The following is a 19224-nucleotide window of genomic DNA, read 5'->3' on the forward strand; positions in this document are numbered from 1 at the left end:
TGCTGTCACGGAAGTACGCCAGGCGGGCAAATCGATGTCGCACGTCCCCGGAACGACGAAAGGGCCCGTGATCAGCATTGCTGCTGTTCACGGACCCTTTCGGTCGTGTGGCGGCGCCAGGATTCGAACCTGGGAAGGCGAAGCCGGCAGATTTACAGTCCCCTCATGATCGACCCGTTGCACCACGCCTGACCTGCTGTTTCACCCGAGGTAGATGGGAGGTGCCCCAATCTCGTCCGCGTCTCGTCCTGATCATGGAAAATCGTCCGCGCATCGACCGGAGGAAGCATGGCTCTGGGCCGCCACGGAACGGCGCCAGTGGGTAAATTTACTCAGTGGCCTGGTACGCACCACGGCAGAATGGAGAGTGCTTCGCGGATGGGACCGAAGACGACGAAGGTCTACGAGACGATTCGTGATCGGCTCGCCTCCGGGGAGTACGCCCCCGGCGACAAGTTCCCCTCGGAACGCGCGCTCGTGGAAGAACTCGGTATCGGCCGTACCGCGCTACGTCAGGTGCTGGCCCGACTCGTGTCCGAGGGCGCCTTGGAAGTGCGCGGACGGAGTTCGTACCGGGTGCCCGGCGCCGTGAGCGTCAAGACGCCCGAGGGGTTGGAGCCTTGGCGCATCCATGGCGAGCGAGACGTCTACGACAACCAGTGGGTCAAGCTCCAGCTCTGGGATGTGGAGCCGCCCGGCGTGGAGCGCTTCGAACATCACGTGGTGAAGCTGCACCACGTCGCCGTCACCGCGGTTCTGGACGACCAGGAACGCGTACTGATGATGTGGCGCTACCGCTTTGTGCCGCAGCAGTGGGGTTGGGAGCTCCCCGGCGGGATCGTCGACGAAGGAGAGGAACCGGCGGACACGGCGCTGCGGGAGGTCGTGGAAGAGACGGGGTGGCGCCCAAAGTCCGTGGATCACGTCGTCACCTATCAGCCCATGGTGGGCATGGTCGACTCACCCCATGAGATCTTCGTCGGCCACGGCGCTGAGCAGGTCGGCTCCCCCACCGATCTAGAAGAGGCGGGGCACATCGAGTGGGTCCCACTGGCTGACATCCCTGGCCTGATGGCACGCGGTGAGCTGATGGGTTCCGGCACCCTCGTGGCCCTACTCCACATCCTTGCGAGCCGGGGCAAGCAGGGGGTCACAGCCTCGCACTGAGAAGGTCGACACGGCGGCGCTGCCGCACCGAACCGGTGCGGCTCGCCAACAGTCGTGCCTGCCGCAGGTGGGTGTGCGCGTCGTCGTACTCGGCTCGGGCCAAGTGCGCCTGTACGAGGTCGGCATGCAGTCCGGCTTGCGCTCGGACAAAGGTCGGGTCCACCACTTCCAGCGCGTCATAAAGGCTGGTCACCGCGTCTCCATCGCCAAGCAGGGCAAGGACGTTGCCGCGCCACCGGGCCAGATGGGCGCCGTTGAGGAAGATGCTCAGCATGTCCGGGTCTCGGTCATCGGAGCCGGGCGGGATGCTCGCCATGGCCGCATCGAGCGCCCGTCGGCAGTCGTCGGGCATTCCCGCGTGGGCGCACAACTCCGCTTCGGCGGCGTACAGCCATGCCTGAAGGCGGGGCGATCCGGCCTGGCCAAGGGTGCGTTGAGCATCGCGGACCAGGTCGACACCGAGCGCCGGCCGACCAGCCTCGCACAGTACGTACGCCTGCTCAGCCATCGCGTGAGCGAGGTACATCGGGGCCTCAGCGTCGCGCGCGGCTCGCTTCGCAAGCTCGTAGTGACGCCAAGCCCTTTCGACCGCTCCCGAGTCAATCGCCTGCCACGCCGCGAGGGTGGACGCCCCCGCGAGCGCGAGCGCCACGGGCCGCCGAGCATTCGGAAGCACCGCAAAGTTCAGCGCGTCTTCGAGGGCGCTGAGATGCCCCGCCATCTGGTCCACGAGACCGGACGCACCCCTCTCTCGGTCCATGGTGCGCAGTAGCTCGGTCTGATCGTTGAACGCCTTCACCATGGACTGACTGACACTGCTGGCCGAATCGATCCTGCTCAGCAGTTCGTCGTACCCGTCGGCCATCGACGGAGGAAGCGTGAGCGGTCCGCCCCTCAACTCTGCATCCGTGACGCCGAGGAGCTGCCGCAGGATCGCCGCGTAGCGATCCGAGATGTTGCGCTTGCCGTTCTCCCACTCGGACACGTACACCCGCAAACTCGCGGTCGACGCAACGTCCGTGACGTGCCGTCGGGCGTACTGCTCGATCTCGCGAACCAGTCGCTCCTGAGACCAGCCTCGCGCCGTTCGCGCGCTTCGCAGTCCTGTGCTCACGGCCACCGTCCGGCGATAGGTCCACTCACTGACCTTCCCAGCATGCCTCACATCGCCGCAGGTCAACAGGGGTTAACAGGACGGGTGTTAAGGCCTGTTGGCTACCGGCACTCCCTCCTGAACGGGTCTTCTGGAGATGCACCGCGGCGGGCAACCGCCGCTCGAATGGGCGAAGGCCCTTGACTCTGGTGCGCACCAGATGCTTACCTTCTGGTGCGCACCAGATGACGGAGTTGCCTCCAATTCGCGGTGTGCAAAGGGGCCCGGGACAGAGCGGGCCGAGGGACCCGGACCCCTGGTCAACCGGAGGGCTTAGACCGAAAGGTCACGTCTCCATACGCCTCAAACGGGAGCTCGTGTTCCTGGAGGAGACACGCACTGCCTCAACTTCCGCCGCGCCCCACGGCGCTGTGGATGTGCCTACGACACGTCAGGAGTCCGCATGTTCGGCAAGAAGTCGCAGCAGTCGCCCGACCTGACCTCCCCGGAGAAGTTCAAGCGCGGCCAGGCGGTCTACGACCGGATTGTGGCCGGCGAGTGCGAGGACGTCACGGCGGAGCTGGACGCCGCCTACGGCCTCAGCAGCAAGCCCGAGAACGACTGACCCGCACCACCACCCCACACGGCACGCGGCTCCGGTGCTCGAACACCGGAGCCGCTTTCGGGCCGTACCACCGACTAGGGAGAACACGACCCAATGAACCACATCGTCACTGTTCAGGAAGCCGTTACCGCCTTCGCCGACTGGAACGAGCCGACGGACGCGGAGCTGGCCGCGATCGACTCGGAGATGCCGCTGATCCTGGCGGACGTCGACCTGATCGACGCGCAGATCATCGCCATGGACCACACCCCGAACGAGGTCGACACCCGCCGCGTGCGCCGCGCCCTCGCCCGGGTCCTCACCGAGTGGCGGATCCTCGCCAACCGCACCGCCGACGAGATGGCCGCCGGGGGCGCGGCATGAGCGCCACGACCGGTCAGAGCCTCACGGCCGCGCATGCGGAGGTGAAGGCGGAGATCGCGCGGACCGACACGAAGACTGGTCTGTTGCTGGCGTTCGTCGGCGCCGTCCTCGCCGGCACGTGGACCGTCGCCAAGGATGTCCCCCTGACCACCCCCGCGTACGTCGTGGGCGGGCTCGGGATGGGGCTGCTGGTCGCCGCGGCGGGTCTGCTGCTGCGGTCGGTCCGGCCGAACCTGGGTGGTGGGCGCGGGTTTCCGCTGTGGGCGACGCTCACGGCCGAGGAGATCAGCGCCACTCTGGCCGAGGACCAGGCCGCAGACATCGCGGGTCTGTCCCGGATCGCCGTCGTGAAGTTCACCGGCCTGCGGCGCGCGGTCGATCTGACCTGCGCGGGTGGCGCGCTACTCATCCTCGCGGCCCTGCTCGCCGTCGGGGGTGCGTGATGGGACGCCGGTTCAAGGACATGCAGACGCCGGAACAGCAGTACGCGGCCCATCAGGCGCAACGTCCTGCCTCGTCGTCCCGGTCGGCGGTTAGCCCGGCCAGCCACTCTGAGTGGCGGCAGATGACCGCGCACCAGCAGGCCGCGCACCTCGCCCGACTCGACGGGCGTGAGGACGAGGCCCGCGAGTGGGAGCGGATGGGAGCGCAGGCGGCTGCCGCGGACGCGGCAGCCGAGGCGAGGCCGAAGAAGCGGGGGTGGTTCCGGTGAACCGCACCAAGCTGACGAAGGTTCAGGCCGGTGTGCTGGCAGCCGCGTTCGTGCCGATGCTGGCCACGGGCGTGATCGGCGGTTTCGGTACCTACAGCAACATCGGTCATGCCTACGGCAAGGGCACCGCGCTCGGAGCGCTGGCGGCCGGTGAGGGTGCCACGGCCGTGCTCGCCCTGGTCCTGCTGGGCTTGACCATGCTGGGGCAGTCTTCCCCGCGCGTTGTGCGTATGGGGCTGTGGGTGCTGCCGGCCGCCGCGTCCGTCATGGCCGCGATGGCCGCTCCGGATCCCGGCCGGACCGTCGTCTACGCGCTGACCCCGATGGGCATGTCCGTCTCTGCGGAGGGCATGGCGTTTCTCGCCCGGCGGATCGTCGTCCACACCGACGGCCGCGACGCGGAGAACGAGCGGCGTACGGCCGACATCGTGCAGGCTCTCGCCTATCACCGGGCGCGTGCCGCCCATCATCCGGTCGACCGGGTCCGGAAGCGGTCGGATCGGGCGTCGTGGCGTCTGGCCCGTAAGGTCGGGGTCGGGGACACGGCGCTCGGATCGAGGCTGTTGGATGTCCAGCGCGATCGGATCACCGACGGCGCGGACGCGGCGCTCGCCTCGATGTTCGGTGTCGCGGCCCCGATCCTCCCCGCCAGTACGAATGCGGAGGAATCTACCGAGACCGAGAGGAATCGGTCTACGGCTGACCTGCGGGAATCAACCCCGCCGCCCACGGCCACGCTGACCCGGCTGAACGTGCCGGATCCGGTCGCGGTCGACCTGGGCAAGTCGACTCTGCCCCTCAAGCCCGTACGGGCGATCCTGGCGCCGATCGTGGTGCCGATCGCGCGGCCGGTTCCGGCGGTGTCGAGTCGGCGGCGTCGGGCGACGGGTCGGGTTCCGGAGGTTGCCCGATCGAGCCGGCCGAAGCGCACGCCGGATCAACTGCTCGCCGAAGCCCGCACGGTGACGGCTGATTGGCCAGACGGGAAGCTGACCGCCGAGGGGATCCGCCTCGCGGTGCGCACATCCCCGGCGAACGCCCGGATGCTGCGCGACACTCTGCGAGCTGAGCGGACCGGCAAGGCGGTCGCCTGATGTCCGCCGCGTGGGGAAAGTGCTTCGACCCGTCCGGGGCCCGCTACGGGGTGCCCACCTACCCGTGGCGCCTGGCCCCGGACGGGCTGGCTACGCGCCGGCAGTTACGGGCGCAGGGCCTACGTCCCGGAGGGCAGCCGATCGCGGCGCAGACCATGCGGGTCAACCGGCGCGCGGGAGGGGTGCGGGTCGCCTACCTCTACCGCATCGACCTCGCCAAGCCCGTCCGCCCGATGACGTCGCGGAAGTGGGGCGCGCTCGCGCTGGCGATGCTCGCCCGCCGCACTTGCCCCAAGTGCCAGATCACCTACAGCTACTGCATGCCGCGCTCGCTCGGCATGTGCGTGCTGTGCGCCTACCCGGACAGCCACGACTCCGACCGCCAGGGGGCCTGTTGAGCATCTGCCGCGAGACCGCCGCCGACGACTGCGCCCGCGCCGTAGGGCTGATGGCCGCCCTCGGTGACTCCCTGCCCCCCGACCGCGAGCCGGACGAGTTCGAACAGATCGTTGCCCGCGCCCTGTACGCCAACCGGTGCGACCAGCCGCCCGCCGGCCACACCTACCCCCGGAAGGGATGACCATGGCCAACTCCGACATCCGCCGTCTGGACCGCGAGATCCAGCAGACAGTCAAGAAGCTGGAAGCCGTCCGGCGCGGCGAATGGTGGCCGCTGAACGGCTCGGAACGGCGGGCCATGGCCCGCGCGCTGGCCGGCGGCGCCTACCGCGCCTCCCGCGGCCGCAGCACCGGCCGCGCCGAGGAGCGGATGGACGCCACCGGGTCCGCCGCCGAGATGCGGCTGAACGCGGAACTGACCGCCCTGCACGGCGAGCGCCAGCGCCTCATCACCGAGGCCGCCCGCGCCAAGGCCGCGAAGAAGTCTTCCCGCTGGTTCTGACCAGCCCGCACAACCCGCCGGGGTGACCGCCCCCTGCCACGGACACGGCCACCCCGGCGCCCTCCACAACTCCCGCCCTCGAAAGGGCAGTCAGGAGAACCCTCAGCATGTCTGAGAACGTCGTTCACCTCCACAAGCCCACCGACCCCCCGACCGACGACAACGCGCCCACGGTGCTGACCGTCGTGCCCGACGCGCCGCCGGCGTCGCCCGTACCGCTGTGGGTGCGCTCGGGCCGTGCCCTCCGCACCGCCGCCACCCACGAGACCACCAGGACCACCGTCCGGGCGGTCGCCCGGCACGGCCTCTACACGTTCAACGGGGGCCGGATCGTGGCCCGCCGCACCTGGGACGGCAAGACCGGGGCCCGCTACGAGCGCATGATCCGTACGGCGGAAGCCGCGGGGAACCTGGAAGCGGCCGAGGAGTGGGAAGAGCGGTTGCAGCGCTTCCGCGCCGCCCGCCACCACCGCCGCATGGACCTCCTGCACTCGCCCGTAGAGGCCGCCAAAGGCCTCGCGGTCGGCACCGGGGTGAGCATCGGGGTGCTGGTCGCGCTCGGAGTGGTGATGGCCATCAACAACCACGACGTCACCGACGTCATCACCCCACTCCGAGCGACCATCGACTTCATCGCCCTGCTGATTCGGATCGTGCAGGTCGTATGGGGTCCGGCCCTCACGATCGGCCCGTTCCTCGCCCTGCTCGCCCTGTGGACCGTCGGCAGCAAGCAGCAGGCCGCACCGCAGTGGGCCCTGCCCGCCAACGTCCGCAGCGGTGAGGGTGAGCCGATCACCCCGTCCATCGTGGTCAAGGCGCTGCGCGACCTGGGGGTGCCCGCGCTGCGAGGTGCCATCAAGGAGATGGGCGACGCCGGCGCGTCCATGCTGGGACCGATCCGGATCGCCGGATGCGGCGTGGAAGTCGACGTCACGCTCCCGTCCGGGGTGTCGACGAACGAGGTGCAGGGCAAGCGCCGCAAGCTTGCCGAGAATCTCACCCGGCATGAGCACGAGGTGTTCATCACGATCCCGGAGGCGGCCCGCACGGTCCGGTTGTGGATCGCCGATTCCGGGGCGCTGGACGAGCCGATCGGCCCCTCCCCGCTGGTCACCGACGAGACCCTGACCGCGAACTACAGGACCGGCAAGGCGCCGTGGGGGCAGGACCTGCGCGGCGACGCCGCCGCGCTGAGCGTCTACCAGCGGCACCTGCTCATCACGGGACTGTCCAACCAGGGCAAGACCGCTGCCCTGCGCGCGCTCGCCCTGTGGCTCGCCTTCGACCGCACGGTTGAGTTCCGCATCGCAGACCTCAAGGGCGCAGGCGACTGGGACATGTTCGACGGCCTGGCCACCGTGCTGATTCAGGGGCCCACCGATGACCACGTCATCCAGGCCACCGAGATGGTTGAGGGCCTGGTCGCGGAGATGGAGCGCCGTCTCCAGGCGCCGCCCGGCACCGTGTTCGAGCCGCTGGTCGGCATCGTGGACGAAGCACAGGTGGCGTTCATGTGCCCGGCCAAGGACGAGGACAAGCGACCCTACGGCGGCTCCAAGGCCACCTCGCGGTACTTCATGGCCGTCCGCAAGGTCCACAACCAGGGCCGCGCCGTGGACGTGACCCTGTGGGAGGGCACCCAGGACCCCACCGACCAGAACCTTCCCAAGCTGGTCCGCGAGGGCGCCCACACCCGCGCCTCCCTGGTCCTGGGCACGGAGTCGCAGGCCTGCATGGCGCTGGGGGACAAGGCCGTCAACGGCGGCGCCGCCCCGCACCTGCTGCGCCAGGGACTGGACAAGGGAACGCTGGTCGTCGCGAGCGACGGCATCGAGATTCCCGCCGGCCAGGCATCCATCACGGTCCGCACGCACTACATCAGCACCGACGACGCGAAGGAGATCGCCGCCCGCGCGAAGGCGCTGCGGGACGGGGTGGCCACCCTGCGCGTCATCGAGCGGCGCGAGGAGCGTGACCCGCTCGCCGACATCGCCGCCATCTTCGGCAAGCTCCCGCGTCTGGTCACACAGGACGTACTCAAGCGGCTCACCGCGCTGAACGAGGACGCCTACGGCCGGTGGACGTTCACTGACCTGCGCCGCGTGCTGGAGGACACCGGAGCCGAGCCGTACAAGTCCGACGGCCGCATGGTCATCGCCCATGAACGCGTCGTCCGCGCCCTCGCCAACCGCGACGAGAACGGTTCCGCTTCCGCCGAAGGGTGACAGGGAGCCGACCCCCGATGGTTCAGGGAGGCAGGGAGAACTCCCTGAACGCCTCCCTGACCCGCCTCCCTGGGCTTGACCTGCACAAATGATCGTTCAGGGAGTCAGGGAGGCCCGCAGGTCAGACCCCCGAAAACCCCCTCCACAGCCACCCCGCAAGGGGGTGGTCCTGCCTCCCTGAACCGTTCCGAGAAGGGATTCCGGATGTACCCCGAACACACCGGCCACCTGCCCGCCGAACGGGCCGTGACCATCCACCAACCCACCCCCATAACGCCCGTTCAGGCGGCGCCGCTGGTGCCCGTGCAGCCCGCCGGCGTCCCGGCGGTGGCGAGCATCGTCCTACCCGACGGGCGGGTCGTCACCGGCTACGCCATCGAGCCCGCCAAGCCCGAACCCGTCGCCGCCAAACCGGCCGTCTCCCGCGCGGCGGTCAACATCGCGCTCGGAGGGATCGGGTTCGCCGCCTTCTGCGGCGGGCTGGCCCTGCTCACCGCGTTCGTCGCCGCCCTCGCCGCGTTCATCCACCAGCTCATCATCCTCGCCGCCGTCATCTTCGGCGGATGGATCGCCGTGCAGGTCTTCAGCGCGAACAGCCACCGCGGCAGCGGGACCACGGTCAACATCCGCAAAGCCGTCATCAAGCGCAACCACTTCCACGGCTGAACACCCCCTAGAGGAGAACCGTGTTCGACATCCGCATCATCTGCGACCCCGCCGACGAACCGGACATCACCCGCGCGTTGACCGCCGCGTTCGACTGCGACCCCATCCAGCGCCGCCCCGCCCACAACGGCCACCGCATCCGCCTCTACACCAAAGCCTTCCACCCCGACCCCGCCACGCTGCTCAACGACGCCCCCGAGCCGACCGAGGTAGGGCCGACAGCATGGCCCACGCCGGAAGACACCTACGCCACCGCCCCCGGCATCACCTACGAAATCGCATGGACCGCTTCCACCGCCAGGACGCTCGCCAAGAACCCGCACCGGGGCGACGTGGACCGTGAGTACTGGCTGCGCAAAGCCGCCCTGCTGGACCGCATCGCGCTGGAGCACGAGGCCGACGGCGTCCGCAACGGAACGGACGAGATCGCGGCCAATGCCGCTCGCCAGCTCATCGAGATCGACCAGAACCGGGAGCGCGACCACAGCGGCGCCCCGTACGGGCCGGATCACCCGGCCACGCTCGCCCACCCGCGCGGCTACGTCCGCCAGGAATACGCCGTCTGGGCCGAGAACCAGTAGCTACGCCAAGGGCGACCCTCACTCACGCCAATGACCGGGGTCGCCCTTGCCAACCAGTCACCCATCAAGGAACTGGAGACATCCAGCATGACCGATCGCACGAACAACCCGCGAGTACCGGACGGCGCCGAGCAAGTGACCATGGTCCGTACCGAGCCCCGCCCCGACGGCAGCACCGTCTTGGTCCTGCTCACCGTCGGCCCGCCGCTCACCCTGATCGAACACCGCATGGTCCTGGACCGGTACCTGACCCGGGCCCTGCTGCACACCCTCGCCCGCGACCTCGACGGCATCGAGCCCCCCGGACCCAACCCCGAGACCGCCGCCCTGCTGAACGCCCTGAGCACTGGTGACCGGGAGGCCTTCACCGCCGCCATGGACGGCTACAACGCCCGCATCCTCGGCCTGTGGACGGACGGGGGCGCAGCCGCATGAGTGCGCATCTGTTGAACGCGGCACTGGCTGCCGCTGAGCGTGGCTGGCACGTGTTCCCGCTCCGTCCCGGCACCAAGCGCCCCGCCCTCCACGGAGAGGCCACCTGCCCGCGCACCGGAGCGTGCGCGGGAGGCCACCAGAAGTGGGAGCAGCGCGCGACGACCGACCCCGAGCGCATCCGCGCCACTTGGTCGCAGGGCGCGTTCAACGTCGGTATCGCCACCGGTCCTTCCGGGCTGCTGGTCGTCGACCTCGACATGCCCAAGGACAACAGCAATGGGGACGCGCCTGACGGCGCGGCGACCTTCGGGGCGCTCTGCGAGCGCACCGGTCACGCCGCCCCCGACACCTACCGGACCCGGACCGCGAGCGGCGGCCACCACCTGTACTTCGCGGCGCCGTCCGGGGTGCGGCTGGCCAACACGGCAGGAACGATCGCTCCGTTGGTCGACACCCGGGCATGGGGCGGCTATGTCGTCGCCGCGGGCAGCATCACCCCCGCCGGACCCTACGAAGCCGCAGGCGGCCCCGTAACGGCTTCTCTGCCCTCGTGGTTGCTGAGCATCCTGAAACCGGCTCCCAAGCCCGTACAGGCGCCCTCAGTACCCGTAACGGCGCAATCTAGCCGATACATGGACACAGCGCTCAGCAATGAAGTCCGCAACGTCTCCGGGGCTCAACTCGGGGAGCGTGAGGCGAGGTTGTTCCGGGCGGCGCGAGCCATGGGGCGGTTCATCGCGTGGGGCGACCTCCCCCGGCACGAGGTGGAGCAGGCTCTTCAGGAGGCGGGCGAGGCGGTGGGACTGCCGCCGTCCCAGTGCCGCGCCACCCTCCGCAGCGCCCTCAACTGGTCCATCGCCCACAACCAGCACCGGCGGGGCTCGGCATGACCGCCCCTTCCCGCCCCCCTCTGAAGAGCATCACCGCCACTCCGGCCGGACCGCACACCGCTCCACAGCCTGTGGACACGACGGCCGTGGGCGAACCGAAAGGCGCCGCCCGTCAGGGCGTCGTTTCTGCTCTTCCTCGTTCCAAGCGGTTCCCTGACGGTGGCGCACGTCACGACAGCGGGAACCCCACGCCGGACCAGCCCGGCATCCGCATCTACGCCCCTCCGGTCTACCGCTTCCCGGGTGACCCGGCTCGCTGGTCGAAGAGATACGGCAGCACTCCGACCGCCGCCTACGCCTGCGCCTGCGGGCAGACCGGCACGGCCACCGGCCCCCGCGGCGTGGCCGCGCTGGTCGCCGACTACGACGCCCACAAAGCCGCCTGCACCGGAACACCCGCCACACTCACCGACGGGAGGACGGCCGCATGATGAACCGCCCCGCCACCGAGACCGAGGAACTACCCCCGCCCACCAACCCCCTGGCCGTCGCTCGACGGCTGCTGCCCGATTGGCAGACCGAGGACGGACGGCTCGTGTGCCGACGCTGGCGGGCATCGTGGATGCGCTGGAACGGCTCCTGCTGGCGCGAGATGGACGAAGCGCAGATCCGCGCCGGCATGTACACCCGCCTCGAATACGCCGTCTACCAGGCGCCGGGCAAGGACGGGCAGACCGAGGAACGCGACTGGGCACCCACCAAGCAGAAGATCGGCAACCTTCTCGATGCGCTCGGGGCGATCACCCTGTTGCCCACCGACACCGACGCCCCGGCGTGGATCGATGGCCAGGGCGCCACGGGACAGGACGAGGGGCCCATCGTGGCCTGTGAGAACGGGCTACTCCGGATTCAGGATCGTGCGCTGCTGCCGCACGGTCCGGAGTTCTTCAACCTCGTGTCCGTGCCGTTCGCCTACGACCCCGACGCGAGTGCGCCGACGTGGGAACGGTTCCTCGCGCAGGTCTGGCCCGAGGACCCCGACACCATCGCCGCACTTCAAGAGTGGTTCGGCTACGTCCTCTCCGGGCGCACCGACCAGCAGAAGATCCTGCTCATCGTCGGCCCGTCCCGCTCCGGTAAGGGCACCATCGCCCGCGTGCTGAAAGCGCTGGTCGGCAAGGAGAACCTGGCCGGCCCGACCCTGGCCGGACTCGGGACGAACTTCGGTCTGTCCACGCTGGTCGGCAAATCCCTCGCGATCATCTCGGACGCCCGTCTGTCCGGCAACGACAACAGCCAGGTAGTGGAGCGGCTGCTGACGATCTCCGGCGACGACACGATCGACATCGACCGCAAGTACCGCGAACCGTGGACGGGCAAGCTGCCCTCGCGGCTGATGATCCTGTCCAACGAACTGCCGCACTTCGGCGACTCATCCGGCGTCATCGCCAACCGGTTCATCCTGCTCAGCATGCGCGTGTCGTGGCTCGGCAAGGAAGATCCCACCCTCACCGACCGCCTCACAGCCGAGATGCCCGGCATCCTCAACTGGGCTCTGGGGCGTTACCCCTTGACCGTGGACACCCTGATCATTGGATCGTGAAGATCCGAAGGACAGGAGTTCCCGTTGGGGACGTCGAAGTACTCGCCTGAGTTCCGGGCCGATGCCGTCGCGTTGTACCGCTCCAGCCCGGGCCGGACGTACGCGTCGGTGGCCAAGGATCTTGGGGTGAACCACGAGACGCTCCGCACCTGGGTGCGGGATGCCGAGCAGGCCGCCGTGCCCGGCGCGGTGGAGGCCAGCGAGTTGGAGAAGGAGAACAAGCGGCTGCGGGCCCAGGTGAAGGAGCTCGAGCTGGAACGCGAGATCCTGCGGAGGGCCGCGAAGTATTTTGCGGGCGAGACCAGCTGGTGAGCCGTTTCCAGTTCGTTGCCGACCACCATGACGCCTTCGGCGTGAAGCGGCTGTGCCGGATCCTGGGGCTCTCCCGTTCCGGGTTTTACCGGCACCTGGCCGGCTTGGATGCGCGGGCCGGGCGGGCGCGTGCGGACGCCGAACTTGCCGGGCGGATCACGTCGATCCACACCGAGTCCGACGGCACCTACGGGGCTCCGCGCGTCACCGCCGAGCTCCAGGGCGCCGGGCTGCGGATCAATCACAAGCGGGTGGAACGCGTCATGCGGAAGTTCGGCATCGTCGGGCTGCACCTGCGCAAGAAGGTCCGCACCACGGTCCCCGCAGCCGACGCCATCCCGGTGCCGGACCTGATCCAGCGGGACTTCACCGCCTCTGGGCCGAACAAGAAGTACGTCGGCGACATAACCTACCTCCCGGTCGGCGACGGCCAATTTCTTTATCTGGCAACGGTGTTGGACCTGCACTCCAAGCGTCTGGTGGGCTGGTCGATCGCCGACCACATGCGGACCGAACTGGTCACCGACGCCCTCAAGGCCGCCGCCGGCGCGCGGGGAGGGAACCTGCGCGGAGCGATCTTCCACAGCGACAACGGAGCCCAGTACGCCTCCAAGGAGTTCGCCCAGGTCTGCAAGGACCTCGGCGTGATCCGATCACGCGGGGCCGTCGGCACCAGCGCGGACAACGCCGCCGCGGAGTCGTTCAACGCCAGCATTTCGCGCCGCCCGCCTTGCGGTCTTCCGCTGGGTCACCCGCTACAACACCTGGCGACGGCACTCAGCCCTCGGTCAGCAGAGCCCGATCAACTACGAACAGCGATCAACTACGCTGACCACCGCCGCATAACAACCGGTGTCCACGATCAAGGGTGAAGGCCCCTGGAGGGGCTCGCCCGTCTCCAGCGCAACGGACGGATCACACAGCCACCGTCCAGCCGTGAGGCGATCACCACCTTGCAGGACACCGCCTCGCCCACCAGTGCATTCGTCCGCGAACGCTGCCAGACCGGCCCGACGTGCAGCGTCCCCGTGGACGACCTGTGGAACGTCTGGCGCGAGTGGGCTGAGGACAACGGCGTCCGTGCCGGCACGAAGCAGGTGTTCGGCCGCAACCTGCTCTCCGTGGTCCCTCAGCTCAACCGCTCCCGGCCCCGTGCGCCCTCGGGCGATGAGCGGATCGCCACGTACCACGGGATCGCCCTCAGCGGTTGAGACCACATTCCGCCGGGTCGCGGCCCATCGCGGCCCACCACGTCTGACCTGCGGATTTACCCACGCCTCATCGCGGCCCAACGCGGCCCAACCCGCCCGGAGGGCGGGCCGCGATGGGCCGCACAAAGGTGGGACAAAACCGCAGGTCACAGCCTTGGGCCGCGATGGGCCGCGACCCACAGCATTGTGACGCCAACCACACCCCGCCCCGCCCTCTCCTCACACCAAGGAGACCCTCCGCATGAGCACCCCCACCCGTCGGCGCCGCGCGCCGAAGGATGAACTGTTGCCCCTGAGTGACGTCCTGGAAGAACTCGGCATCAGCCGCCCGACCTGGTACCGGTGGCGCGATCGCGGTTTCGGGCCGGAAGCGCGCCGCACGCCGTCCGGCCGCATATGTGTGCGCCGAAGTGTCCTGGACGCCTTCAAAGAAGAATTGGAAACCGCGTGACCGAGTGGAGCTACACCGTCAAATTTTGGGCAATCCGTAAGCGCGACTATCGGAAGCCCTACCAACTCCGCTGGTTCGTGGGCACGAGTTCCCACTCGGAATCGTTCCTCACGTCGGGCCTCGCGAAAAGCCGAGAAGCCCAACTCATCACCGCAGCCAACGCAGGTGAACCGTTCGACGTGGAAAGCGGGCTCCCCAAGTCTCTGGTCGTCAAGGAACGGGACATCTCCTGGTACGAGCACGCCCGCAACTACATCGAGATGAAGTGGGACGACTCCCCCGGCTCCACGCGGCGGACGTTGGCCGAAGCCATGGCAACCGTGACGCCCGCGCTGGTGAAGGACACCAAGGGCATGCCCGACGTACGAGCTGTGCGTACCGCCCTCTATAGCTGGGCGTTCAACAAGAACCGCTGGGAAGACGACATACCTGCCGATGTAGCCAAGGTGCTGGATTGGTTCGAGCGCAAGTCGTTGCCCACGTCCGCACTCTCCGAACGCATGCTTGTAAGAGCCACCCTGAAAGCCCTGTCCAAGAAACTGGACGGCAAGACGGCCGCGCCCGGAACGATCCGGCGGAAGCGCGCCATCTTCCACAACTCCCTTGAATACGCGGTGGATGCCGAACTCCTCACTGAGAACCCGCTCACCCGAATCAAGTGGAGAGCCCCGGAGCAGGTGGAAGAAGAGGTTGACCCAGCCTGCGTACCGAACCCGGGGCAGGCCTCGAAGCTCCTGGCCGCCGTGCGTGAACAGAGCCCCCGTGGACGGCGCCTCGTGGCGTTCTTCGGCTGCATGTACTACGCGGCGGCGCGCCCGGCGGAAGTCATCGGGCTACGCCTCTCAGACTGCGACCTGCCGCGTCGTGGATGGGGCATGCTCCGCATCAGGGAGACGCGCCCCCGGTCGGGCTCAGCGTGGACGGACAGCGGCGAGCCACACGAGAAGCGAGGGTTGAAGCACCGTCCTCGAAAGGCAGTGCGGCCGGTCCCGATCCCGCCCGAATTGGTGGCTCTACTGCGGTGGCACGTCACCGCGTACGGCACCGCTCCTGACGGCCGGTTGTTCCAGACGCAGCGCGGTGGACTGATCCAGGACACCGGTTATGGGGAGGTCTGGGCTGAGGCTCGCTCACGGGCCCTGACGCCTGCCGAGTACGGCTCCACATTGGCCAAGCGTCCTTATGATCTTCGCCACACGGCGGTTTCTACGTGGCTCAGCTCCGGGGTGGAGCCACAGCTCGTGGCGAAGCGCGCCGGCCACAGCGTCGCAGTGCTACTCCGCGTGTACGCAAAGTTCCTAAGCGACGGAGACGATGCCGCCAACGCCAAGATCTCTGAACGCTTGGGGCGGCATGGCTGAGGGACCCACGGCCGCCGTCCGCGCCCCGTCCGCGAAACCCGAGAGAGAGCGTTCGAACACGAGACAGAGCGAGACAGTGCTCTGATCTCACGGGCGCATGACAAAGGGCCCGTGACCTGCGTAGAGGGCAGGTCACGGGCCCTTTGTTTCCCGTGTGGCGGCGCCAGGATTCGAACCTGGGAAGGCTGAGCCGGCAGATTTACAGTCTGCTCCCTTTGGCCGCTCGGGCACACCGCCGGGGTTGCTGCCCTGAGAACCGCTTTTCGGCGGTGCTCCCTGGCAACGACGTAAACGATACCTGATGCTCGGGGGTGCTTCGCCACCGGATTGATCTGCGCTTGGAGGGGAGGGGATGGCTAGGCTTATGCGGATGCGGCCGGGGACCTACGCCGGGCTCGACGGCCGCCCCTACGCACCCCGATACAAGGAGCCACAGGACATGGCCGACTCCAGTTTCGACATCGTCTCGAAGGTCGAGCGGCAGGAGGTCGACAACGCCCTCAACCAGGCCGCCAAGGAAATCTCGCAGCGCTACGACTTCAAGAACGTGGGCGCCTCCATCTCCTGGTCCGGCGAGAAGATCCTGATGGAGGCGAACTCCGAGGAGCGCGTCAAGGCCGTTCTCGACGTGTTCGAGACCAAGCTGGTCAAGCGCGGTATCTCGCTGAAGGCGCTGGACGCGGGCGAGCCCCAGCTCTCCGGCAAGGAGTACAAGATCTTCGCGTCCATCGAGGAGGGCATCTCCCAGGACAACGCGAAGAAGGTGGCGAAGATCATCCGCGACGAGGGCCCGAAGGGCGTCAAGGCGCAGGTGCAGGGCGACGAGCTGCGCGTCAGTTCGAAGAGCCGTGACGACCTGCAGGCCGTGCAGGCGCTGCTCAAGGGCAAGGACTTCGACTTCGCGCTGCAGTTCGTGAACTACCGGTAGCTGTCGGCCGCCAGCCGGCTTCGGCCGGTGGTTCGTTGCGCGTACGAGGAAAGTCGCGTGTACGAGGAGGGGTGGGCACCCGGGGGTGCCCACCCCTCTCGCCTGCTGGCTGCGGCCTCGAGGCGCGCGCTCAACGGCGCGAGTCGCCGAACAGGATGCGGTAGAGGACGAGCAGGACGAGCGAGCCGCCGATCGCGGCGGCCCACGTGGCGCCGTCGTAGAAGTGCTTGGCGATCGGGTGGTCCAGCCAGCGCGCGGAGATCCAGCCGCCTATGAACGCGCCCGCGATGCCGATGACGGTCGTGCCGATGAAGCCGCCCGGGTCGCGGCCCGGCAGCAGGAATTTGGCGATGGCTCCGGCCAACAGTCCCAGAATGATCCAGCTGATGATGCCCATGCCATGAACCTGCCTCTCCGCGCTGTGCCTGTGCTGTGCTCCTGCTCCGGACCCGTTGTGTCATGCCTTCGAGTCCGAGCAGCCGGTGGTCGTGACGGTGTTCGTCGCGCGTTGTCGGGGAGGACGCATCGTCGGCGGTGGTCGGTTGCAGCGATCAGTAGGGTGCCGCCCATGACACAGTCCGGATCCGCATTGCGGCGCACCCTGGGCGTCGGGGACGCCGTGGTCATCGGGCTCGGGTCGATGGTGGGTGCGGGGATCTTCGCCGCGTTGGGCCCCGCGGCACGGGCGGCCGGGTCAGGCCTGCTGCTCGGGCTCGCGGTCGCCGCCGTGGTCGCGTACTGCAACGCGATGTCCTCGGCACGACTGGCCGCCGTGTATCCCGCCTCCGGTGGCACGTACGTGTACGGGCGCGAGCGGCTCGGCGCCTTCTGGGGGTATCTGGCGGGCTGGTCGTTCGTCGTCGGGAAGACGGCCTCCTGTGCGGCGATGGCGCTCACTGTGGGCGCCTACGTCTGGCCGGGGCAGGCGCACGCGGTGGCGGTCGGCGCGGTGGTGGCCCTCACCGCGGTGAACTACGGCGGCATGCAGAAGTCCGCCTGGCTGACCCGGGCGATCGTGGCGGCGGTCCTCGCGGTCCTCGCTTCCGTGGTGGTCGTGTGTCTCGGCTCGGACGCCTCCGACGCCGGGCGGCTGGACGTCGGGGCCTCGGGTGGCGCGGGCGGGATTCTTCAGGCGGCGGGGCTGCTGTTCTTCGCGTTCGCCGGGTACGCGCGGATCGCGACGCTCGGCGAGGAGGTACGGGATCCGGCACGCACCATTCCGCGCGCGATCCCGACGGCTCTGGGTATCGCGCTCGTGGTGTACGCGGCGGTCGCGGTCGCGGTCCTCTCGGTGCTGGGGCCGGACGGGCTCGGGCGCGCCTCGGCGCCGCTGGCCGACGCGGTGCGGGCGGCCGGTGTGCCGGGGCTCGTGCCGGTGGTGCGGGTGGGTGCGGCCGTGGCCGCGCTCGGCTCCCTCCTCGCCCTGATCCTGGGCGTCTCACGGACGACGCTGGCCATGGCCCGCGACGGTCGTCTGCCGGGCGCCCTGGCCGCCGTACATCCACGCTTCCAGGTGCCGCACCGAGCGGAGCTCGCCGTGGGCGCGGTGGTCGCCGCGCTGGCCGCGACGGTGGATGTGCGGGGCGCGATCGGCTTCTCCTCCTTCGGTGTGCTGGCGTACTACGCCGTGGCCAACGCGTCCGCCTGGACGCTGAGTCCGACTCCGGCGGCGCGGGTGGTGCCGGTGGTGGGAATCGTCGGCTGCGTGACCCTGGCGTTCGCGCTGCCGACGGTCTCGGTGGTCGTGGGCGCGGCTGTGCTGGGGGTGGGAGCGGCCGCGTACGGCGTGAGGGCGTGGGCGGCTGCCTCGCGGTAGCCGTCGGACAGGCCCAGGGCCGGGTGCTACGAGGCCTGTCCCGCCGCCGTGCGTATGCGGAAGTCGGGCCACGGGGCCAAGTCCGTGTCGTCGTTGGACTCCTCGTACCAGCCGGAGCCCTCCAGCCAGGTGTCCAGCCACGTCTGAAGATCGGGTGCGTCCACGTACCAGGCGTGGTCGGCCTCGCCCGGGTTCGGCTCGAAGAGCAGGACTGTGCCCCGGGGACTGCGGCAGTCCACGCACGCGTACATCCCGCAGCCCCAGTGGGATATCGGCAGGACGCCCTCGGGCCAGGGCCAGTCGGGGTCCTGACGGCCGCTCTCACGGTGGGCGAGGTACTGCGGGACGGCGGCCGGCTCGCCGGACGGGGCGCCGTCGAGCAGCGGCAGCAGGCCGTACTCCGGACCAAAACCGCCGTCCCCTATCCGCAGATAGAGCGCGGCGAGCAGGGGCGGCAGGGGGAAGCCCAGGACGGCTTCGGCGCGGGCGACCGCCGCCGCGTCCACGGGCTCGGGGAGCGAAGGCCAGCCCCACGGGCGGGTGTTGCGGGCCTCCGTACCGACCCGTGCCAGCAACTGCTCGATTTCGGTCATGGATTCATGATGCAGCGCGCCACTGACAATCGGGCGGCCTGTGGATAACCCAACGGAGCGGAGCCCGCGGTGCGGGCCCGCTCCGTAGCCGCGGCCGGCTCACCCTGGGGCGCGCAGCCGAGCAGGTCGTAGCGGACGCGTGGCGCAGGGAGCGGGTCGGCGTAGAGCGCGTCGTCTGTGTCCTCGCGCAGGGCCCATATCGACTCACCGACGCCTCTGGTGCTGTACGCCGCCACGGCGTACTTCGGATGCTGCACC

The 19224-nt window shown here is 69.2% G+C and carries 25 protein-coding genes, 1 tRNA gene and 1 pseudogene; 22 read left to right on the top strand and 5 right to left on the bottom strand.

The window, feature by feature from the left end:
* The first annotated feature begins 378 nt into the window (after positions 1-378).
* A complete protein-coding gene (locus OG568_RS22275) occupies positions 379-1167 on the top strand; it encodes an NUDIX domain-containing protein (RefSeq protein WP_329532837.1) in 789 nt (262 codons plus the stop codon).
* Here OG568_RS22275 and OG568_RS22280 read toward each other — a convergent pair.
* Positions 1151-2158, bottom strand: a complete 1008-nt coding sequence (locus tag OG568_RS22280) for an XRE family transcriptional regulator (RefSeq protein ID WP_329536414.1) — start codon at positions 2156-2158, stop codon at positions 1151-1153. The genes OG568_RS22275 and OG568_RS22280 overlap by 17 nt on opposite strands.
* A gap of 565 nt (positions 2159-2723) precedes the next feature.
* Here OG568_RS22280 and OG568_RS22285 point away from each other — a divergent pair.
* From OG568_RS22285 to OG568_RS22375, 19 genes and pseudogenes are all read left to right on the top strand, one after another.
* The gene (locus OG568_RS22285; RefSeq protein WP_329532838.1) at positions 2724-2885 is read left to right on the top strand and encodes a hypothetical protein; all 162 of its coding nucleotides are present in this window, start codon (positions 2724-2726) and stop codon (positions 2883-2885) included.
* A 93-nt stretch (positions 2886-2978) separates the two neighbouring features.
* Positions 2979-3248, top strand: a complete 270-nt coding sequence (locus OG568_RS22290) for a DUF6284 family protein (protein ID WP_329532839.1) — start codon at positions 2979-2981, stop codon at positions 3246-3248.
* Positions 3245-3691 carry a Pycsar system effector family protein gene (locus OG568_RS22295; protein ID WP_329532840.1) on the top strand — a complete coding sequence of 149 codons (447 nt, stop codon included), beginning with the start codon at positions 3245-3247 and terminating at the stop codon, positions 3689-3691. The genes OG568_RS22290 and OG568_RS22295 overlap by 4 nt, the downstream gene beginning before the upstream one ends.
* Positions 3692-3711: 20 nt before the next feature.
* Positions 3712-3960 carry a hypothetical protein gene (locus OG568_RS22300; protein ID WP_329532841.1) on the top strand — a complete coding sequence of 83 codons (249 nt, stop codon included), beginning with the start codon at positions 3712-3714 and terminating at the stop codon, positions 3958-3960.
* Positions 3957-5054 carry a conjugal transfer protein gene (locus tag OG568_RS22305; RefSeq protein WP_329532842.1) on the top strand — a complete coding sequence of 366 codons (1098 nt, stop codon included), beginning with the start codon at positions 3957-3959 and terminating at the stop codon, positions 5052-5054. The genes OG568_RS22300 and OG568_RS22305 overlap by 4 nt, the downstream gene beginning before the upstream one ends.
* The gene (locus tag OG568_RS22310) at positions 5054-5452 is read left to right on the top strand and encodes an RRQRL motif-containing zinc-binding protein (RefSeq protein ID WP_329532843.1); all 399 of its coding nucleotides are present in this window, start codon (positions 5054-5056) and stop codon (positions 5450-5452) included. Before OG568_RS22305 ends, OG568_RS22310 begins: the two co-directional genes overlap by 1 nt.
* A complete protein-coding gene (locus OG568_RS22315; RefSeq protein ID WP_329532844.1) occupies positions 5449-5634 on the top strand; it encodes a hypothetical protein in 186 nt (61 codons plus the stop codon). Before OG568_RS22310 ends, OG568_RS22315 begins: the two co-directional genes overlap by 4 nt.
* A 2-nt stretch (positions 5635-5636) precedes the next feature.
* Positions 5637-5954, top strand: coding sequence for a hypothetical protein (locus tag OG568_RS22320; protein WP_329532845.1), 318 nt, complete (start codon positions 5637-5639; stop codon positions 5952-5954).
* Positions 5955-6061: 107 nt separating this feature from the next.
* Positions 6062-8179 (top strand): FtsK/SpoIIIE domain-containing protein, encoded by a 2118-nt coding sequence (locus OG568_RS22325; RefSeq protein ID WP_329532846.1) that lies wholly within the window; start codon positions 6062-6064, stop codon positions 8177-8179.
* A 204-nt stretch (positions 8180-8383) separates the two neighbouring features.
* Positions 8384-8845 carry a hypothetical protein gene (locus tag OG568_RS22330; protein WP_329532847.1) on the top strand — a complete coding sequence of 154 codons (462 nt, stop codon included), beginning with the start codon at positions 8384-8386 and terminating at the stop codon, positions 8843-8845.
* Between the two features lie 20 nt (positions 8846-8865).
* Entirely contained in the window at positions 8866-9426 is a 561-nt protein-coding gene (locus tag OG568_RS22335) for a hypothetical protein (RefSeq protein ID WP_329532848.1), read from the top strand.
* A gap of 87 nt (positions 9427-9513) precedes the next feature.
* Entirely contained in the window at positions 9514-9861 is a 348-nt protein-coding gene (locus OG568_RS22340) for a hypothetical protein (protein ID WP_329532849.1), read from the top strand.
* Positions 9858-10751: a bifunctional DNA primase/polymerase gene (locus OG568_RS22345; RefSeq protein WP_329532850.1), complete on the top strand. Its 894-nt coding sequence runs from the start codon at positions 9858-9860 to the stop codon at positions 10749-10751. The genes OG568_RS22340 and OG568_RS22345 overlap by 4 nt, the downstream gene beginning before the upstream one ends.
* Positions 10748-11182, top strand: a complete 435-nt coding sequence (locus OG568_RS22350; protein WP_329532851.1) for a hypothetical protein — start codon at positions 10748-10750, stop codon at positions 11180-11182. Before OG568_RS22345 ends, OG568_RS22350 begins: the two co-directional genes overlap by 4 nt.
* Positions 11179-12294 (top strand): DNA primase family protein, encoded by a 1116-nt coding sequence (locus OG568_RS22355; RefSeq protein WP_329532852.1) that lies wholly within the window; start codon positions 11179-11181, stop codon positions 12292-12294. Before OG568_RS22350 ends, OG568_RS22355 begins: the two co-directional genes overlap by 4 nt.
* 24 nt (positions 12295-12318) lie before the next feature.
* Positions 12319-13452: pseudogene (locus OG568_RS22360) on the top strand (IS3 family transposase).
* A gap of 107 nt (positions 13453-13559) precedes the next feature.
* Complete coding sequence (locus tag OG568_RS22365) at positions 13560-13817, top strand: primase-like DNA-binding domain-containing protein (RefSeq protein WP_329532853.1); 258 nt, start codon at positions 13560-13562, stop codon at positions 13815-13817.
* Positions 13818-14058: 241 nt separating this feature from the next.
* Positions 14059-14268 (top strand): helix-turn-helix transcriptional regulator, encoded by a 210-nt coding sequence (locus OG568_RS22370; protein ID WP_329532854.1) that lies wholly within the window; start codon positions 14059-14061, stop codon positions 14266-14268.
* Positions 14265-15629: a tyrosine-type recombinase/integrase gene (locus OG568_RS22375; protein ID WP_329532855.1), complete on the top strand. Its 1365-nt coding sequence runs from the start codon at positions 14265-14267 to the stop codon at positions 15627-15629. Before OG568_RS22370 ends, OG568_RS22375 begins: the two co-directional genes overlap by 4 nt.
* 155 nt (positions 15630-15784) lie before the next feature.
* Here the strand turns inward: OG568_RS22375 and OG568_RS22380 are convergent.
* Positions 15785-15866 (bottom strand) — tRNA-Tyr (locus OG568_RS22380).
* A gap of 202 nt (positions 15867-16068) precedes the next feature.
* Here OG568_RS22380 and OG568_RS22385 point away from each other — a divergent pair.
* A complete protein-coding gene (locus OG568_RS22385) occupies positions 16069-16557 on the top strand; it encodes a YajQ family cyclic di-GMP-binding protein (RefSeq protein WP_054228329.1) in 489 nt (162 codons plus the stop codon).
* Positions 16558-16687: 130 nt separating this feature from the next.
* On the opposite strand, the gene OG568_RS22390 is transcribed toward OG568_RS22385, so the two are convergent.
* Entirely contained in the window at positions 16688-16954 is a 267-nt protein-coding gene (locus OG568_RS22390; RefSeq protein WP_266437370.1) for a GlsB/YeaQ/YmgE family stress response membrane protein, read from the bottom strand.
* A 171-nt stretch (positions 16955-17125) separates the two neighbouring features.
* Here OG568_RS22390 and OG568_RS22395 point away from each other — a divergent pair, with 171 nt between their 5' ends.
* On the top strand, positions 17126-18373 hold the full coding sequence (locus OG568_RS22395) for an APC family permease (RefSeq protein WP_329532856.1): 1248 nt from the start codon (positions 17126-17128) through the stop codon (positions 18371-18373).
* A 26-nt stretch (positions 18374-18399) separates the two neighbouring features.
* Here the strand turns inward: OG568_RS22395 and OG568_RS22400 are convergent, their stop codons facing one another.
* Positions 18400-18966: an SMI1/KNR4 family protein gene (locus OG568_RS22400; RefSeq protein WP_329532857.1), complete on the bottom strand. Its 567-nt coding sequence runs from the start codon at positions 18964-18966 to the stop codon at positions 18400-18402.
* Positions 18963-19223 (bottom strand): hypothetical protein, encoded by a 261-nt coding sequence (locus OG568_RS22405; RefSeq protein ID WP_329532858.1) that lies wholly within the window; start codon positions 19221-19223, stop codon positions 18963-18965. The genes OG568_RS22400 and OG568_RS22405 overlap by 4 nt, the downstream gene beginning before the upstream one ends.
* Position 19224 lies beyond the last annotated feature (1 nt).

It is taken from the genome of Streptomyces sp. NBC_01450 (assembly GCF_036227505.1).
In the GTDB taxonomy this organism is placed as follows: Bacteria; Actinomycetota; Actinomycetes; order Streptomycetales; family Streptomycetaceae; genus Streptomyces.

Excerpts from the sequence above, each read along its gene's own strand:
- OG568_RS22320 (WP_329532845.1), top strand. The coding sequence starts at position 5,637 with ATGGCCAACTCCGACATCCGCCGTCTGGACCGCGAGATCCAGCAGACA.
- OG568_RS22385 (WP_054228329.1), top strand. The coding sequence starts at position 16,069 with ATGGCCGACTCCAGTTTCGACATCGTCTCGAAGGTCGAGCGGCAGGAG.
- OG568_RS22290 (WP_329532839.1), top strand. The coding sequence starts at position 2,979 with ATGAACCACATCGTCACTGTTCAGGAAGCCGTTACCGCCTTCGCCGAC.
- OG568_RS22400 (WP_329532857.1), bottom strand. The coding sequence starts at position 18,966 with ATGACCGAAATCGAGCAGTTGCTGGCACGGGTCGGTACGGAGGCCCGC.
- OG568_RS22355 (WP_329532852.1), top strand. The coding sequence starts at position 11,179 with ATGATGAACCGCCCCGCCACCGAGACCGAGGAACTACCCCCGCCCACC.
- OG568_RS22330 (WP_329532847.1), top strand. The coding sequence starts at position 8,384 with ATGTACCCCGAACACACCGGCCACCTGCCCGCCGAACGGGCCGTGACC.
- OG568_RS22310 (WP_329532843.1), top strand. The coding sequence starts at position 5,054 with ATGTCCGCCGCGTGGGGAAAGTGCTTCGACCCGTCCGGGGCCCGCTAC.
- OG568_RS22295 (WP_329532840.1), top strand. The coding sequence starts at position 3,245 with ATGAGCGCCACGACCGGTCAGAGCCTCACGGCCGCGCATGCGGAGGTG.
- OG568_RS22350 (WP_329532851.1), top strand. The coding sequence starts at position 10,748 with ATGACCGCCCCTTCCCGCCCCCCTCTGAAGAGCATCACCGCCACTCCG.
- OG568_RS22300 (WP_329532841.1), top strand. The coding sequence starts at position 3,712 with ATGCAGACGCCGGAACAGCAGTACGCGGCCCATCAGGCGCAACGTCCT.
- OG568_RS22325 (WP_329532846.1), top strand. The coding sequence starts at position 6,062 with ATGTCTGAGAACGTCGTTCACCTCCACAAGCCCACCGACCCCCCGACC.
- OG568_RS22285 (WP_329532838.1), top strand. The coding sequence starts at position 2,724 with ATGTTCGGCAAGAAGTCGCAGCAGTCGCCCGACCTGACCTCCCCGGAG.
- OG568_RS22370 (WP_329532854.1), top strand. The coding sequence starts at position 14,059 with ATGAGCACCCCCACCCGTCGGCGCCGCGCGCCGAAGGATGAACTGTTG.
- OG568_RS22395 (WP_329532856.1), top strand. The coding sequence starts at position 17,126 with ATGACACAGTCCGGATCCGCATTGCGGCGCACCCTGGGCGTCGGGGAC.
- OG568_RS22345 (WP_329532850.1), top strand. The coding sequence starts at position 9,858 with ATGAGTGCGCATCTGTTGAACGCGGCACTGGCTGCCGCTGAGCGTGGC.
- OG568_RS22340 (WP_329532849.1), top strand. The coding sequence starts at position 9,514 with ATGACCGATCGCACGAACAACCCGCGAGTACCGGACGGCGCCGAGCAA.
- OG568_RS22275 (WP_329532837.1), top strand. The coding sequence starts at position 379 with ATGGGACCGAAGACGACGAAGGTCTACGAGACGATTCGTGATCGGCTC.
- OG568_RS22390 (WP_266437370.1), bottom strand. The coding sequence starts at position 16,954 with ATGGGCATCATCAGCTGGATCATTCTGGGACTGTTGGCCGGAGCCATC.